The organism is Bradyrhizobium sediminis (assembly GCF_018736105.1).
Classification (GTDB): Bacteria; Pseudomonadota; Alphaproteobacteria; order Rhizobiales; family Xanthobacteraceae; genus Bradyrhizobium.
Genome location: NZ_CP076135.1, coordinates 4511126 through 4526664 on the forward strand (window position 1 = coordinate 4511126; position 15539 = coordinate 4526664).

General features: G+C 64.4%; 11 protein-coding genes and 1 pseudogene. 7 read left to right on the forward strand and 5 right to left on the reverse strand.

Annotated features, from left to right (window positions below; genetic code table 11):
- Positions 1-98: 98 nt before the first annotated feature.
- The gene (locus KMZ68_RS21470) at positions 99-2147 is read right to left on the reverse strand and encodes an elongation factor G (protein WP_215613155.1); all 2049 of its coding nucleotides are present in this window, start codon (positions 2145-2147) and stop codon (positions 99-101) included.
- Positions 2148-4515: 2368 nt separating this feature from the next.
- Between KMZ68_RS21470 and KMZ68_RS21475 the strand changes: the two genes are divergently transcribed.
- Positions 4516-5268 carry an SDR family NAD(P)-dependent oxidoreductase gene (locus KMZ68_RS21475; protein ID WP_215613156.1) on the forward strand — a complete coding sequence of 251 codons (753 nt, stop codon included), beginning with the start codon at positions 4516-4518 and terminating at the stop codon, positions 5266-5268.
- 294 nt (positions 5269-5562) lie between these two features.
- Here KMZ68_RS21475 and KMZ68_RS21480 read toward each other — a convergent pair whose 3' ends face one another.
- The 3 genes from KMZ68_RS21480 to KMZ68_RS21490 all read right to left on the reverse strand — a co-directional run bounded on the left by KMZ68_RS21480 (position 5563) and on the right by KMZ68_RS21490 (position 8286).
- Complete coding sequence (locus KMZ68_RS21480) at positions 5563-6048, reverse strand: DUF992 domain-containing protein (protein ID WP_215613157.1); 486 nt, start codon at positions 6046-6048, stop codon at positions 5563-5565.
- Positions 6049-6312: 264 nt separating this feature from the next.
- Entirely contained in the window at positions 6313-6843 is a 531-nt protein-coding gene (locus KMZ68_RS21485) for a DUF992 domain-containing protein (RefSeq protein ID WP_215613158.1), read from the reverse strand.
- A 240-nt stretch (positions 6844-7083) separates the two neighbouring features.
- Positions 7084-8286: a pyridoxal phosphate-dependent aminotransferase gene (locus KMZ68_RS21490; protein ID WP_215613159.1), complete on the reverse strand. Its 1203-nt coding sequence runs from the start codon at positions 8284-8286 to the stop codon at positions 7084-7086.
- Positions 8287-8479: 193 nt separating this feature from the next.
- On the opposite strand from KMZ68_RS21490, the gene KMZ68_RS21495 reads away from it, so the two are divergent.
- The 4 genes and pseudogenes from KMZ68_RS21495 (at position 8480) to KMZ68_RS21510 (ending at position 12089) form a co-directional block, all read left to right on the forward strand.
- Positions 8480-9721: a glycosyltransferase family 87 protein gene (locus tag KMZ68_RS21495; protein ID WP_215613160.1), complete on the forward strand. Its 1242-nt coding sequence runs from the start codon at positions 8480-8482 to the stop codon at positions 9719-9721.
- A 181-nt stretch (positions 9722-9902) separates the two neighbouring features.
- Positions 9903-10556 (forward strand): glutathione S-transferase family protein, encoded by a 654-nt coding sequence (locus tag KMZ68_RS21500; RefSeq protein WP_215613161.1) that lies wholly within the window; start codon positions 9903-9905, stop codon positions 10554-10556.
- A 143-nt stretch (positions 10557-10699) separates the two neighbouring features.
- On the forward strand, positions 10700-10876 hold the full coding sequence (locus tag KMZ68_RS21505) for a hypothetical protein (RefSeq protein ID WP_215613162.1): 177 nt from the start codon (positions 10700-10702) through the stop codon (positions 10874-10876).
- 60 nt (positions 10877-10936) lie between these two features.
- Positions 10937-12089, forward strand: a pseudogene (locus KMZ68_RS21510) (PQQ-dependent sugar dehydrogenase).
- Positions 12090-12141: 52 nt separating this feature from the next.
- On the opposite strand, the gene KMZ68_RS21515 reads toward KMZ68_RS21510, so the two are convergent.
- Positions 12142-12936 carry an enoyl-CoA hydratase/isomerase family protein gene (locus KMZ68_RS21515; protein WP_215613163.1) on the reverse strand — a complete coding sequence of 265 codons (795 nt, stop codon included), beginning with the start codon at positions 12934-12936 and terminating at the stop codon, positions 12142-12144.
- A gap of 230 nt (positions 12937-13166) precedes the next feature.
- Here KMZ68_RS21515 and KMZ68_RS21520 point away from each other — a divergent pair, with 230 nt between their 5' ends.
- Positions 13167-14096 carry a glycine reductase gene (locus KMZ68_RS21520; protein WP_215613164.1) on the forward strand — a complete coding sequence of 310 codons (930 nt, stop codon included), beginning with the start codon at positions 13167-13169 and terminating at the stop codon, positions 14094-14096.
- Positions 14097-14314: 218 nt separating this feature from the next.
- Positions 14315-15508 carry a CaiB/BaiF CoA transferase family protein gene (locus KMZ68_RS21525; RefSeq protein WP_215613165.1) on the forward strand — a complete coding sequence of 398 codons (1194 nt, stop codon included), beginning with the start codon at positions 14315-14317 and terminating at the stop codon, positions 15506-15508.
- Positions 15509-15539: the final 31 nt, after the last annotated feature.

A 15539-nucleotide genomic window follows, 5' to 3' on the forward strand; every position in this document is an offset into this window, starting at 1 on the left:
CGCGCCTTCGCGCGAGACGTGCTTCGCACTTTTGCCCGGCCATGACGATCAATTTATCTTCCGCTTGCTGCTGTCAAGAACGCGACCAGAAACAACTCCTACGCCGCGACGCCGTGCGCGGCGATGATCTGGTCGGCGGCGCGGCCGGTGACTTCGGCCATGCGGTCGAAAGCCCTCGTGAAACTGCCGGCGCCGGCGGTCGCCGACCGCAGCTCCACGATCAGTTCGCCGATTTCGGCCTCCGGCATCATGGCGCGGACGCGGTCCCATCCCGGCCAGCCGTCGCGGGTGTCGAAGCCGAGAATCTGCCCGCGCCGTCCCGACAGGATGGCGTTGATCCTGGCGGTGGCGTCGGTCGGACAGACGATCTCGACCACATGAATCGGCTCCAGCAGCACCGGCTGGCACTGCGGCAGCGCCTCTGAGACGCCGATCCGCGCCGCGGTGCGGAAAGCGAGATCGGAGGAGTCGACGCTGTGGTAGGAGCCGTCGGTCAGCGTCACCTGGACGTCGATCACGGGAAAGCCGAGCGGCCCGCGCAGCAGCCCGTCGACTACGCCCTCTTCCACCGCGCCAATATAATTTCGCGGCACCGCGCCGCCGACCACACGTTCATGAAACTCGAAGCCGCCGCCGCGCGGCATCGGCTTGATCTCCAGCACCACGTCGCCGAACTGGCCGTGGCCGCCGGACTGCTTCTTGTGCCGGCCGCGCTGGGTGATCGATTTGCGGATGGTCTCCTGATAGCCGATCGAAGGCGGCTGCGATTTGACGTTGACGCCGAAGCGCTCGCGCAGCCGCTCCAGCGCCACCCGCAAATGCATCTCGCCCTGCCCCCACAAGACGATGTCGTGGGTGCGCGGATTGTGAATCATCGTCAGCGAAGGATCCTCCTCGTTGAGCCGCAGCAATGCCTGGCCGAGCTTGACGTCGTCCTTGCGGTCGGTGGCCGACAAAGACAACGCCAGCACCGGCGGCGTCGGCTCGACGCTCACCAGCGCTTTCGGCGCGGTCTTGCCGCTCGACAGCGTGTCGCCGGTCTTGATGGTGTCGAGCTTGCCGAGCGCCACGGTGTCGCCGGCGTTGGCGGAGGCGCGCTTGCTGTCGTGCGCGCCGTTGACGGAAAGAATTCCGGAGACCCGGCCGGTCTCGCCCGATGACGATTGCAGCGTGGCGCCGTCGTCGAGATGTCCGGCGAGGATGCGCGCCAGCGACAGCTTGCCGCCGTGCTGCAGATGCAGGGTCTTGAACACATAGGCCAATGCGTCCTTCGCCGAAGCCGCGCCGAGCCGTTTGGCGGTGTCGGCGACCCCGGGCGACTCATGGCGCAACGCCTTCATCAGCCGCAGCACGCCGTTCTCGCGGAGCGCAGAACCGAGCAGCACCGGACAGATCAGGCCTTCGCGCAATTCGCGGGCGAGATCGTCGAAGATGGCATCGCGCGGCGGCGTAATGTCCTCGAGCAGTTGCTCCATCAGCGCGTCGTCGTGATCGGCGAGCTTTTCCAGCATCGAGAAGCGGGCTTCCTTCTCGCGGTCGAGGTCGCCGCCTTGCAGCGCCACCACTTCGGACGCCTTGTGTTCGCGGTAGACGAAGGCGCGTTCCAGCGCGAGGTCGACGAAGCCCGCGATCAGGTCGCCGTTCCAGATCGGAATCTGCCGCAGCACCAGCGGGATCCTTGAGGCCGGCTGCAGGGTCGCCAGCGTCTCGCGGATGCGCTTGTTGGCGCGGTCGATCTTGTTGAGAAACAAAAAGCGCGGAATGCCGAGATCCTCGAGTTCGCGCAGGATGATCTGAAGCTGCGGCAGCTTCTTCTCGTCCGCCTCGCAGACCACGACAGCGGCATCGACCGCCGGGATCGCGGCGCGCATGTCGTGCGCGAATTCGATCGAACCGGGACAATCGAGGAAGGTGTAGCTGTCGCCCATGAAGTCAGTGGTGGCGGCGGTGAGGCCGGTGCCCATCTTGTGACGGCGGGCCTCCGGGCTGGCGTCGCCGACCGAGGTTCCGGCGTCGACGCTGCCGGCGTTACGAATGGCGCCGGTGCGCGCCAATATCGCTTCGAGGAGTGTGGTTTTACCGCTTTGGAAAGGGCCCACCAGCGCAATGCACCGTGGACCGCGGGGACTTCTGACGTCTTGTCCCATTGCCGCCTCCTTGGTTGGAGCTCGGCCCTTGATTGGGTCGGCATGGGGATCGTCCGCCCGTCCCGGGATTTTGGCAAGCGAGAAAAACGTCGATGGGGTGGATTGCGCAACGCCCGATCGTTGCCGCTGACTGGCGTTTGCAGGAAGCGCGCGCCCTTGTTCCCCTCCGGGATCGAGTCGAGCCGCCCGCCACAACAAGACTGTCGTCGCCCGGCTTGACCGGGCGATCCAGTACGCCGCGGCTTCTCGATTGAACATGACCGTCTCTGGAATACTGGGTCGCCCGGTCAAGCCGGGCGATGACAGCGGTAGGTGTGCGAACAGCGTGGCCGCTCCTGACTTGCGGACTCAAATTTCAGCCAGATACACGTCCGCCTTCTCGCGGCGGGAGGCACCCGAGCTTTGCCTGTCGTTGTCCCCCTCAAATGAGGGAGCAGGGAATGCCGGATGCGCGCTGCACCCGCGGTCTCGCATGCAAAAGGGTAGAAAGAAAAGCGCACACGAGCATACAGGGCAGCGGAGAACATCCGACATTCCCTGCGCAATGGCTTTACGGCTTATATCGCGCTCACCCCGGAGTATCGGGCTCTTCTCGCCTCCGTCGCCTCCCGGAATTTGGCACGCCGGCCCGGTTGAGCCCTTGCGCCTCCGAAAGACTTGACGCCGACCACTGAGGCGTCAGGTCCACACGACTTTGCCGTACGCTTCGACACCGCTCGTCAGCACGTCCTAAAGACCGCTCACGGAGTTTATCCCGCCCTGCAATCCTTTTCCGCGCACGATGCCGTCGCGTCCACCGCATCCCATCCCAACGTTCGGTGACGATGGCCAACGCCCCTCCTAAGGGGACAGGATGGCGGGAGTCGTAACGGTGATTTGCCCGACGGCGGAAGGGAAATTTTGCCCGCCGGGTTGATTTGTCGCAAGCGGTCGCGCCGAAGTAAAAATCGCGAAAACAACCCCATGCAAAGTACCATGGGGCATGGATGCTGTGAGTAAACATTTTGACACGTCGGGCAAATCACCGGCACTATTCTATCATCCCGCCAGTGGCGTCTTTTTCGGCGGACACACCCTCCCGGAAGCGGCCCTTGATGCATGCTGTATGATTGCAACATGAAGCAAGGAGCTCGCGTAGGGCGGGTTCACTTCAACCCGCCGATCCATACGAGATAGCGGATTAAAGGGAATCCGCCCTACGGCCTATATGTGCACTGAAGCAACATACGTCATGTCACCGCCCATATGAGCAGGCACCATTTCGGGACCAGACAAGAGATGAAAGTCCGGAGATCCCGGATAGGGATCAATGACGCCAACCGCTGTAGGGTTCGGTCCCATTGGAGTGGCAATATATTCGATCGCCACAACGACCATCGCATGGGTCCGGTTGCAGTAAAGCAGCGGACGGTTCTGCGTTAGCTCGTTGATGATGAAGTTGTTGTTGATCGCGTTGATGCTCCTGTACGCGTCGTACGCGGCAACTATATGCGGACTAAATGTGGTTCCGCTGATATTCGTCCATGGCGAAGAGAGCGTAGCTGTGATTGTCCCCGTAGGACCTAGTGGATGCATGCCTGAAGATGCGCAAACTGTTTCACCAAAGAGTTTCTGGACAATTTGCTGTTGCGGTACCTGGTGCCCGTGAGACGCAAAGATCATTGACGATGAAGCGGCCCAACACCAAAGCTGGCAATTCTGCTTTATGACTGTTGGATGATCGACATAAGCTCGTCGGAGCGGTCCCATCGGTGTGTTGTTGACAAACGTTTCCGCGGCTTTCAAAGGTGATAGTGTTGCGGCAGCTACCCCGCCCAAAATCATAGATCGCCTGTGCATCATCTCCCCTCCGATGAATGATGTGAAATTTCCAACTTCTGAATTCTCCGAAGTTGACAACCGCTTATTGAGTGATCCGATTGATTGTCATTTCCAGACAGACGGATGATGATGCCTCGCGCGTCCCAAACAAATAAACTGCATTACGAAAAGGGACATAGCTTCCCCATGACTACGACGCTTGCGCTCCCCCTTGGTCCTTGACCTGGCATACTCGACTAAATCATGCATACCTAGGTTGCATTTTCAAAGCACTTTATGGCGGTTACTGCACCGCAACTAATCCCAAAACTTTTGATGTAGAATTCAACGGCGCCAGCTCGCTTAGGGCGGATTCACTTTAACCCGCCGATCCATACGCGATGGCGGATTAAAGTGAATCCGCCCTACGGCCCCAATGGCGGTGCGGCGTGCGCGGCAATCGTTCGACAGAATGGATTTAGCAAACTCGATGTTCCCTTGACTGCTATTTGAAGATGAGCAGACATGGCGGCTTGCGACAGCGCATTCGCGTCAAGGGAGAGAAGCGATGGACCTGAAGGGCGCGGTTGCACTGGTGACGGGCGGCAATGGCGGGCTGGGGCAGCGCATCTGCCATGCGCTCGCGCAGGAGGGCGCCCATGTGGCCGTCATGTACGCCCGCAGCCGCGAGCAGGCGGAAAGCGTCGCCGGCGAACTGACGTCGAGCTATCAGGTCAACGCCCGGGCTTTCGCCTGTGACATCACCGACGGCGCGGCGGTGGATCGGCTGGTGGGCGAGGTCACCCGGGCTTTCGGCCGCCTCGATGTTCTGGTCAATGACGCCGCCTACAACGTCTCGATCCCGTTCGGCGATCTCGACGATCTGACGCTGGAGGCATGGGACAAGATCATGGCCATCAACCTGACGGGGCCGATGCGCCTGACCAAGGCGGTGGCCCCTGTCATGAAGGCCCAGGGGCGAGGCCGCATCGTCAACATCGCTTCGGTGGCAGGGCTCAGCCCGACCGGCTCTTCCATCGCCTACGCCGTGTCGAAGGCGGGGCTGATTCATCTGACGCGTTGCATGGCGGTGGCGCTGGCGCCGGAGACGCTCGTCAACTGCGTGGCGCCGGGTCTGCTGGAAGGCACGCGCGCAACGGCGAATCTCCTGATAGAGCAGATCGAGCGCTCCGCATCGGGCGCGCTGCTGAAGAAGCCCGCCGACAAGGACGACTGCGCCGACATGGTGGTCGCCATGTGCCGCACCGAGACCATGACCGGCCAGACCGTCGTCATCGATTCCGGACGCATCTTCCACTGAGACGACGGGCTTATGGAGTTGCAAATCGGTGTTGCGGTCCATCCTTCGAGACGCATCGCTTCGCGACGCTCCTCAGGATGAGGTTGAACCTGCTGAAACACAACAACCTCATGCCCGGATGAGCGCTTCGCGCTCACTCGGGAGGAGCGAGCGGCGCGAGCGTCTCGAAGCATGGGCAGCTCGTAGGATGCGTTGAGCTTTTCGCGAAACCCATCACCACTCGTGCAAAACATGATGGGTATCGCTTTCGCTCCACCCATCCTGCGTGCTATCGGCGCCAATCCATCAACCCCCTCACCTTCCCGGCCGCAATTCCAGGCTTTCCAGTCCGGCCGCGATGCTGAGGCCGACCTGGCCCTGCACGCTGAGCGGTTGCAGGGCGATGGTGTTGTTGGAGCCGCCGACCAGCACGTTGCCGCCGACCCCGACGCCGATCGCGGCACTGCCCTGCGCGCCGGCGTAATTGCCGGCGAGATCGCCGGGGCCGAGCCGCGCGACCGGCGCGAACACGCCCCAGGCCAGCGCGGATTCCTGGGTGATGCCGAGGTCGAGCCCGACCTTGCGGATGGTCGCGACGTAGCGGTCTTCCGGCAGGCCGTCGGCGCGCAGCACACAGCCGAGATTGGTCACCGATCCCACGATGAAGCCGATGCTGGCGCCGCCGCGGCATTCGAGAATACCGACCTGCACGCGCTGCATCGGCTGCTGCGCCTGGGCGGCGCCAAACGATGCAAGCAGCAGGTTAACGGCGATACCGGCAAGGATGAGTGAGCGGCGCATGAAGAAATCTCCGGCTGAAGGGATGTGATGCGAGCAGGGAATCGGAACAGCGCCACGCCTTGGCGCCTGATTCTCTATGACACAATGGCGGTGGCGTTGTCATTCCGGGATGGTGCGCAAGCACCAGACCCGGAATCTCGATGCGGGGGTTTCGGTGCCCATCACATCGAGATTCCGGGTTCAGCCCTGCGGGCTGCCCCGGAATGACGGACTCGCAAAAAAGGCCCGCTTGCGCGGGCCTCTCTCGTTAACCTCGTTGGCGCTTCAGCCGTGACGGCGATGGTGGTGATGGCGGCGATGCACCCGGTAAGTGCCGCCGCGCCCGAAGCGGACCGGCTGCAGCTCGATGTCGGCAATGCCGGCCGCGACATTCAACCCGGTCTGGCCCTGCACGCTGAGCGGTTGCAGCGCGTAGGAATTGGCAGATCCCCCGACCAGGAAATTGCCGCCGAAGCCGACGCCGACCGAGGCATTGGCGCCGACGCCGCCGTAATTGCCGGCGAGCTCGCCGCGCCCGAGCCTGCTGGTCGGCGCGTTCACCGCCCAGGCCAGCCGGGTCTGCTCGGTGAAGCCGAGATCGACGCCGTAGCGGCGCACCGTCGCGATATAGGGTTCGGGACGGCGGCCTTCGCTCTGGAACACGCATTCGAATGACGTGACCGAGCCGACCACGAAACCGACATTCTGGCCGCCCTGGCATTGCAGGATGCCGGCGCGCATCGGCGGCATCGCGTTTGCCCCGGCGATCGAGGCGCCGAGCGCCGCGATGGCGATAGTGAGTGTCGAGAGTCGCATGTTGGTCTCCGCATGAAATAATGAACTTGCGGAGCGACAGAAAGAAAACGCCTTGTCGAAAACAAGAAAGCGCCTTGTCCAAAACAAGGCGCTTCCAAATGTCACCCTCGAAACTTCAAATGTTCGACGGCCGGATATCGAAGACGTGATTTGACACGCCTTTCTTCTGACGCGTTTTCTTAACGCGAACCGGGAAGCCATCCCGCATCACGTGCGGGACATGCTTCGCTCGAAAACGCTCTATCGCAAATTGCCGCAAAAGCGCTGGATGCGTTTGCAGGCGTCCTCGAGATCGGAGTTCTTGGTGGCGTAGGAAATCCGGAACGCCGGGCCGAGCCCGAATGCCGAACCCTGCACCACCGCGACGCCTTCCTGCTCGAGCAGTTCGGTGACGAAGTCCTCGTCATTGGCGATCACCTTGCCGGACGGCGAGGTCTTGCCGATGGTGCCGGCGCAGGACGGATAGACGTAGAATGCGCCCTGCGGCCGCGGGCAGTCGATGCCCTTGGCCTGGTTCAGCATCGCCACCACGAGATCGCGGCGTTCCTTGAACGCCTTGTTGTTGACGGGGATGAAGTCCTGCGGACCGTTGAGCGCTTCGACCGAGGCCCATTGCGAGATCGAGCACGGGTTCGAGGTCGACTGCGACTGGATGGTCGCCATCGCCTTGATCAGTTCGGCCGGGCCGCCGGCATAACCGATGCGCCAGCCGGTCATGCAATAGGCCTTCGACACGCCGTTCACCGTCAGCGTGCGGTCGTACAGCTTCGGCTCGATCTGCGCCGGCGTCGTGAATACGAAATCGTCGTAGACCAGATGCTCGTACATGTCGTCGGTCATCACCCAGACATGCGGATGCTTCACCAGTACGTCGGTGATGGCCTTCAGCTCGGCGCGCGAATAGGCGGCGCCGGTCGGGTTCGACGGCGAGCACAGGATGATCCACTTGGTCTTCGGCGTGATCGCCTTCTCCAGCGCGTCGGGCTGCAGCTTGAAGCCGTGCTCCGCCGTGCACACCACCGGCACCGGGTCGCCGCCGGCCAGCGCCACCATTTCCGGGTAGCTCACCCAGTACGGCGCGGGAATGATGACCTCGTCGCCCGGATTGATGGTGGCCATCAGCGCGTTGTAGAGCACCTGCTTGCCGCCGGTGCCGACGATGATCTGGTTCGGCTTGTAGGTCAGGCCGTTCTCGCGCTGGAACTTGGCGATGATCGCCTCCTTCAGCTCGGGAATGCCGCCGACGTCGGTGTATTTGGTCTTGCCGGCCTCGATGGCGCGGATCGCCGCCAGCTTGATGTTGGCGGGCGTGTCGAAATCCGGCTCGCCGGCGCCGAGGCCGATGACGTTGCGGCCTGCCGCTTTCAGCGCGCGTGCTTTATCCGTGACCGCGATGGTCGCGGACGGCTTCACACGGTCGAGCGCAGCGGACAGGAACGGCATCATCGTCTCCTTGCAAACGTCGTGGACATGCGGGTGTTGGCACACCGATCCACGACTCTTCCTGATGGGATCGAGGCACCCTAAAGCGGGCCACGCTGCATCGCAAGAAGCTTGGCCGGATGCGGCCAAACTTTAGGGAACGTTAAAACGGCCCCGCTACGGTTGCGCAATATTCATAAAATTCTGCGGCGAAATGACTCATATCTGGCAAGGGATACGGCATGGGTTGCGATCCGGCGGCTGGCTGACCCCGGCGCGCATCCGCGGCTACAGCCTGATCCTGCTCGGCATCTGCGCGCTGGCGGTGGCCGGCTGGATCGCGCTGTCGGACGGCCTGATCGACCGCAACGGCAAGCCGGTCGGCACCGATTTTTCCAACGTCTACGCCGCCGGCCGCCTGACCTGGCAGGGCAACCCCGCCGAGGCCTACCAGCCGGCGCTGCAGCATGCCGCCGAAAAGGCCGTGTTCGGCGGCCGCGAGGTGCCGTTCTATGGCTGGCATTATCCGCCGTTCTTCTTCGCGGTCGCCGTTCTCGTATCGGCGGTTCCCTATGCCTGGGGGCTGGCGATCTGGCTCGCCGCCAGTTTCGCGGCCTATCTGGCGGTGATGCGCGCGATCCTGCCGCGCCCCGAAACGCTGCTGGTCGCGGCGGCCTTTCCGGCCGTGTTCGTCAATATCGGCCACGGCCAGAACGGATTTCTCACCGCTTCATTGCTCGGCGGCGCGCTGCACCTGCTCGACCGCCGGCCCTGGCTCGCGGGCGTGCTGATCGGCGCCCTCGCCTACAAGCCGCAATTCGGCGTGCTGATTCCGGTGGCGCTCTTGGCGGGCGCACGGTGGAACACGATCGGCGCGGCGGCGGCCACGGTAGCCGCGCTGGTCGCGGTCAGTTTTGCAGCGCTCGGCGGCGGCGTCTGGCAGGCGTTCATCGATTCCATGAATTTCACGCAAGTCGTGGTGCTCGAACAGGGCGGCACCGGCTGGGAGAAGATCCAGTCGGTGTTTTCGGCGGCGCGGATGTGGGGCGCCGGCGTGCAGTCGGCCTATGCGATACAGATCGCGCTGGCGCTGGCGCTCGCCGCGGCTCTGGCATGGCTCTGGCAGAGCGATGCCGCCTTCGAGCTCAAGGCCTCGGCGCTGGCGAGCGGCAGCCTGCTCGCGACGCCCTATGTGCTCGACTACGACCTGGTGGTGCTGGCGGTCGCGATCGCGTTTCTCGCGCGCCATGGACTGAACCGCGGGTTCCACCCTTACGAGATCAGCCTGCTGGCTGCGGCGTGGATGGTGCCGCTGCTGTCGCGCGGCGTCGCCGGAGCGACCGGACTGCCGCTGGGCCTGACGCTGTTGCTGCTGACTTTCGTTTTCACCCTGCGGCGCGCGGTGCGGGATCGCCAGGCGCCGGCGCTGAAAGTGCATCGCGCAAGCGTGATCTGAATTGTTGACGCCTGCTGGCACATTGTTCTGCGCGGTTGCAGTGCGGTAGAGGTTTTGCAGCTTTTCCATCTCGCGGGCCTTGCGGCCTACCTGCAACGGCATCATTGTTTAGCCGCGTTGCGGCGCGACAAGGCGGGCTCACTCGGCGCACCCGCCGTTTTCACCGAGAATGAAATTCAAGATGTACAAGCTCTATTCGATGCAGCGCTCCGGCAACAGCTACAAGGTCCGCCTTGCGCTGGCGCTGCTGAACGCGCCCTACCGCGCCATCGAAATCGACATTCTGCGCGGCGAGAGCCGAACGCCGGACTTTCTCGCGAAGAATCCCAGCGGTCAGGTGCCGCTTCTGGAAGTCGGGGATGGCCGCTACCTCGCCGAGTCCAACGCCATCCTCTGGTATGTCGCGGGCGGCACGCCGCTGGCGCCGGAATCGCGGATCGAGCGCGCCGAGGCGCTGCAGTGGATGTTCTTCGAACAGCACGCGCTGGAGCCGAACATCGGCGCCGCCTATTTCTGGCTGGCGCTGGTCAAGGGCGGCCGCGACCTGCAGACCCACGCGCTGGAAGACTGGATGGAACGCGGCTACGGCGCGTTGCAGGTGATGGAAAACCACCTCAAGACCCACGAGAATTTCGCCGCGGGCCAGATGACCGTCGCCGACATCGCGCTGTACGGCTACACCCATGTCGCCGAGCAGTGCGACTACGACCTTTCGACCTTCCCGGCGATCCGCGCCTGGCTGCGGCGGGTCGAACGGACACCGGGATTCGTCCCGATGGACTGGCAGCCCGGCAGCGAGGTCGACGATACCCCCGGCATCGCCGCCGAGGCGTGAGGCCGGGAAACAGCAGGCATAACCGCCCGCGCCGCCGTCATTTTGCCATCTTCGAGCCACGCCCCGCCGCAATCCTGCCCGCGATTCCTGCGAGATTTTGCGGGCGTGCGGGTGATTCGCCCGCGCAGTGAAGGATTTCGGCCATGATCCGGTCGTTCGGCGCCTTGGGCTTTCACGGCCGCCCGGCGCCTGTTGCTTCGTCCCGGCTGACCCACGCCGTCGCGGCCTCGCTCGCGGTCGGCGCGCTGTCGCTGTGCCTGATCGTCACCCTCACGGTGTTCTCGATCAAGGTTTCCATGGCGATGCCAATTCCGGCGTAACGCTGAAGACCTGTCGTATCGCACAACTGCCAGCGGTGATGTCATCGCGAACGGGCAACCATGACCAAGACACCAGTAGTCCTCGTGACGGCTTCGTTGACGGTTGCGACCGCGCTGACGGCGACGTTCCTGATCGTCACCTCGACGCGCGGCGAAAACACCTCGTTCGCGTCGTCGGCGGGGCAGCTCGAGGTCCAGACCATCGCCGGCGGTCTCACCAATCCGTGGTCGCTGGCGTTCCTGCCCGATGGCCGCATGCTGGTGACCGAGCGTCCCGGCCGCATGCGCCTCGTCACCTCGGAAGGACAGTTGTCGCCGCCGCTGAAAGGCGTGCCGGAGGTGTGGGCCTCCGGCCAGGGCGGGTTGCTCGACGTCGTCACCGACAGAGCCTTCGCGCAGAACAGGACGATCTTCTTCTGCTACGCCGAGCGCGCCAGCGGCGGCGGCCGCACCGCGGTGGCGCGGGCCAGGCTGAACGACGGCAGCGGCCGGCTCGACGAAGTCAAGGTCATCTTCCGGCAGGAGGGGCCGCTGTCGGGAGGCAATCATTATGGCTGCCGCATCGTGCAGGCCAATGACGGCAATTTGTTCGTCACGCTGGGCGATCATTTCACCTGGCGCGACGAGGCGCAGAATCTCGGCAACCATCTCGGCAAGATCATCCGCATCGCGCCCGACGGCTCGGCGCCATCGGACAATCCTTATCTCGGCCGCACTGACGCAAAACCGGAGATCTGGAGCTACGGCCACCGCAACGAGCAGGGCCTCGCGATCAATCCGGCGTCGGGCGAACTCTGGGAAATCGAGCACGGCCCGCGCGGCGGCGACGAGGTCAACATCATCGGCAAGGGCAGGAACTACGGCTGGCCGGTGATCGGCTACGGCATCGATTATAGCGGCGCCAAGCGCCGCCAGGGACGGCATGGAGCAGCCGGTCAAATACTGGGTGCCGTCGATCGCCCCGTCCGGCATGACATTCTATACCGGAAAGCTGTTCAAGAAGTGGACCGGCAGCCTGTTCACCGGCGCGCTCAAGGACAAGATGCTGGTGCGGCTCTCGCTCAACGGCAACAGCGTGACATCAGAGGAACGCCTGCTGCAAAACCTCAACGAACGCATTCGCGACGTGCGGCAGGGCCCGGACGGCGCGCTGTGGCTACTCACCGACAGCTCGGCGGGACGGATCCTGCGGGTGTCGCCGGCGGCGAAATGACGAAGCCGGCATGAACGCGTGAGCCACCGTCAGCAACGCAGCGCACCGCCGCTCACTGCCCGCGGAACACCGGCTTGCGCTTTTCGTTGAACGCCAGCACGCCTTCGCGGCGGTCTGCGGTGGGGACCAGCCGATTGTAGGCCTCGATCTCGAACGCCAGGCCGTCCCCCACCGACATCTGCAGGCCGCGATGAATGGCCTGCTTGGCCTGACGCACTGCAATCGGCCCGTTGGCGGCGATGCGCCGGGCGATTGCGAGGGTGGTCTCCAGCAGTTCGGCGGGTTCGACCACGCGATTGACCAGGCCCCAGGCCTCCGCCTCCGCGGCGGTAAAGGGAAGGCCCGACAGGATCAGTTCCTTCGCCCGGCGTTCGCCGACGGCGCGGGCCAGGTTCTGGGTGCCGCCGGCGCCGGGCATGATGCCGAGCGTCACCTCGGTCAGGGCAAAGCGCGCGTGGCTGGCGGCGTAGACGAAATCCGACGCCGCCGCGATCTCGCAGCCGCCGCCATAGGCCGCGCCATTGACGGCCGATATCAGCGGGATCGGGCATCCCATCATCGCCCGCACCATCCGCTCGAAGATCAGATGCTGCGACTGCCAGCTGGCGTCGGTCATGCCGTTGCGCTCCTTCAGATCGCCGCCGGCGCAAAACGCCTTGGCGCCGCTGCCGGTGACGATCACCGCGCGCAGGCCCGCCAGGTCGGTCGAGAGCGTCTCGAACAGTTCCACCAGATCGAGCCCCATCCGCGTATTCAGCGCGTTCGACGCCTCGGGCCGGTTGAGCGTGACCAGCAAGATGTGATCTTCGTCGCGGGAAACCGTGATCGTCTCGAAATCAGTTCGCATTCAATTCTCCATTCGCGATACAAGCCTGATCTTCGGCCCATGCGCGATCGGAGACAACCGGCAAAGAACCGGACGGATCGAGATGGCATGCCCGCTCGCTTCGTCATGCCGCCTCTGCGCCAGCGCCGGAGCTTGCCGCGCGATCGCGGCTTGACCCGAACCGGGCGATCTCTAGTCTGGCCGAAGCTCGATTGATGATCCGACGGTGCAAGCGCAGGAGAGACACGACCATGCCAGGCTCGCTCGATGACCAACTTGGCTTTGCGCCCGACTACGATTCCCCGATCCCCTATATGCAGCGCACCCGCGACTATTACGCCGCGATCGGCTACACCACGCCCTATCGCTGGGCGCACCATGTCGATGCGCCGTTCCAGCCGCTGAAAAAGCCGCTGGCGCAATCGCGCGTGACGATCGTCACCACCGCCGCCCCTTACGATCCGGCGAAGGGCGATCAGGGCCCCGGTGCGGCCTATAACGGCGGCGCCAAGTTCTACCAAGTCTATGACGGCGACACCTCGAAGCCGCACGACCTGCGCATCTCGCATATCGGCTACGACCGCAAGCATACGTCGGCGACCGACAGCGGCACCTGGTTTCCGCTGCCGCAGCTCCTGAAGGCTAAAGCCTCGGGGCGGATCGGCGAGGTCGCGCCGCGCTTCTTCGGCGCGCCGACCAACCGCAGCCACCGGGTCACCATCGACGTCGATGCTCCCGATATCCTCGCCCGCTGCCTCGCCGACAAGGTCGATGTCGCGGTGCTGGTGCCGAACTGCCCGGTCTGCCACCAGACTTCCGCGCTGGTGGCCCGCCACCTCGAAGCCAACGGCATCTCCACCGTGGTGATGGGCTGCGCCAAGGACATCGTCGAACACGCGGCCGTGCCGCGCTTCCTGTTCTCCGACTTCCCGCTCGGCAATTCCGCCGGCAGGCCGCACGACGTCGAGTCGCAGGCGCTGACGCTGGAGCTGGCGCTGAGCCTGCTCGAGCGGGCCTTCGGCGCGCGCACCACGATGCAGTCGCCGCTGCGCTGGAGCGAGGATGCCTCCTGGAAGCTCGACTACAACAACGTCGCGCAGATGAGCCCGGAAGAACTGGCGCGGCGCCGGGCCGAATTCGACAAGCAAAAGGAGATCGCGCGCGGCAACCGGGCCGCCTGAGGCGACGGCTTCCCTTCACCCCTTGTGGGAGAAGGTGGCGTAGACGGCCTCCGGCCGCCGTCTCTTAGAACGCCGATGCCTTGCATCGGCTATGGCGCCGGATGAGGGATATCTCACAGCGCATTCGGTGTTCGCGGCGACAGACCCCTCACCCGTCTTCGCTTCGCGAAGCCACCCTCTCCCACAAGGGGAGAGGGAAGAATCAGGAGGACGCCCGAGTGACCCGACCGTTCGAAGGCGTGAAGATTCTCGACTTCACGCAGGTGCTGGCCGGCCCCTATGCGAGCTACCAGCTCGCGTTGCTCGGCGCCGACGTCATCAAGGTGGAGCGCCGCGAGGGCGAGGACATGCGCCGCACCCCGCTCAGCCGCGAATGGGCCGAGCGCGGCCTCGCCCCGGGCTGGCAGGCGATCAACGGCAACAAGCGCAGCCTGACGCTCGACCTGCAGAAGCCGGAAGCGATCACCATCGTCAAGCAGCTCGCAGCAGGGGTCGACGTGGTGATGGAGAATTTCCGGCCCGGCGTGATGGACAAGCTCGGGATCGGCTACGCCGCGCTGTCGGCGATCAATCCGCGGCTGATCTATTGCGCCATCTCCGGCTTCGGCCAGACCGGCCCGGAACGATCCGGCGCGGGCTACGACGGCAAGATCCAGGCGCTGTCGGGCATCATGGCGATCACGGGTCACGAGGAGACCGGGCCGACCCGCGCCGGCTTCGCGGTATGCGACGTGCTGTCCGGCGCCACCGCCGCGTTCGGCGTATCGAGCGCGCTGTTCCAGCGCACCCACACCGGCAAGGGGCAGATGGTCGACGTCTCCATGCTCGAGGCCTCGCTGGCGTTTCTGTCGGGACAGGTGGCGGACTACACCGTCGCCGGCCATCGCCAGCAACTGTCCGGCAATCAGGCGGTGAGCCGCAGGCCGACCGCCAACCTGTTCAGGGCGGGCGAAGGCTATCTGCTGCTCGCGGTGAACAGCGAGAAGCAATACCGCGCGCTGATGACCGCGCTCGGCCGCGCCGACGCGCTGGAAGACCCGCGCTTTTCCGACTGGTTCGCGCGGCAGCAAAACGAGCCGGCGCTGCGCGCCATCATCGAGCAAGCGCTCGCGAACAGGGACCCGCGCGAGTGGGAGAAGATCCTCGAGGCGGCAGGCGCGCCCTGCGCCAGCATCTGGAAGATCGAGGAGGTGATCGATCACCCGCAGATCTCGGCGCGCGGCGCCATTCAGGAGATCGACACGCCCTATGGCCGCCTGCGCTTCGCCGGCAGCGGCTTCCAGCTCGCCCATGGCGCCGGCAGGCTCGATTCGATGGCGCCCGAACTCAGCGCCCACACCGAGGAAGTGCTGATCTCGCTCGGCTATGGCGCGGATGCGATTGCGGACCTGCGCGCGCGCGACGTCGTCTGAGCGGCGGCGCTCATAGGATTGCATTCATGGC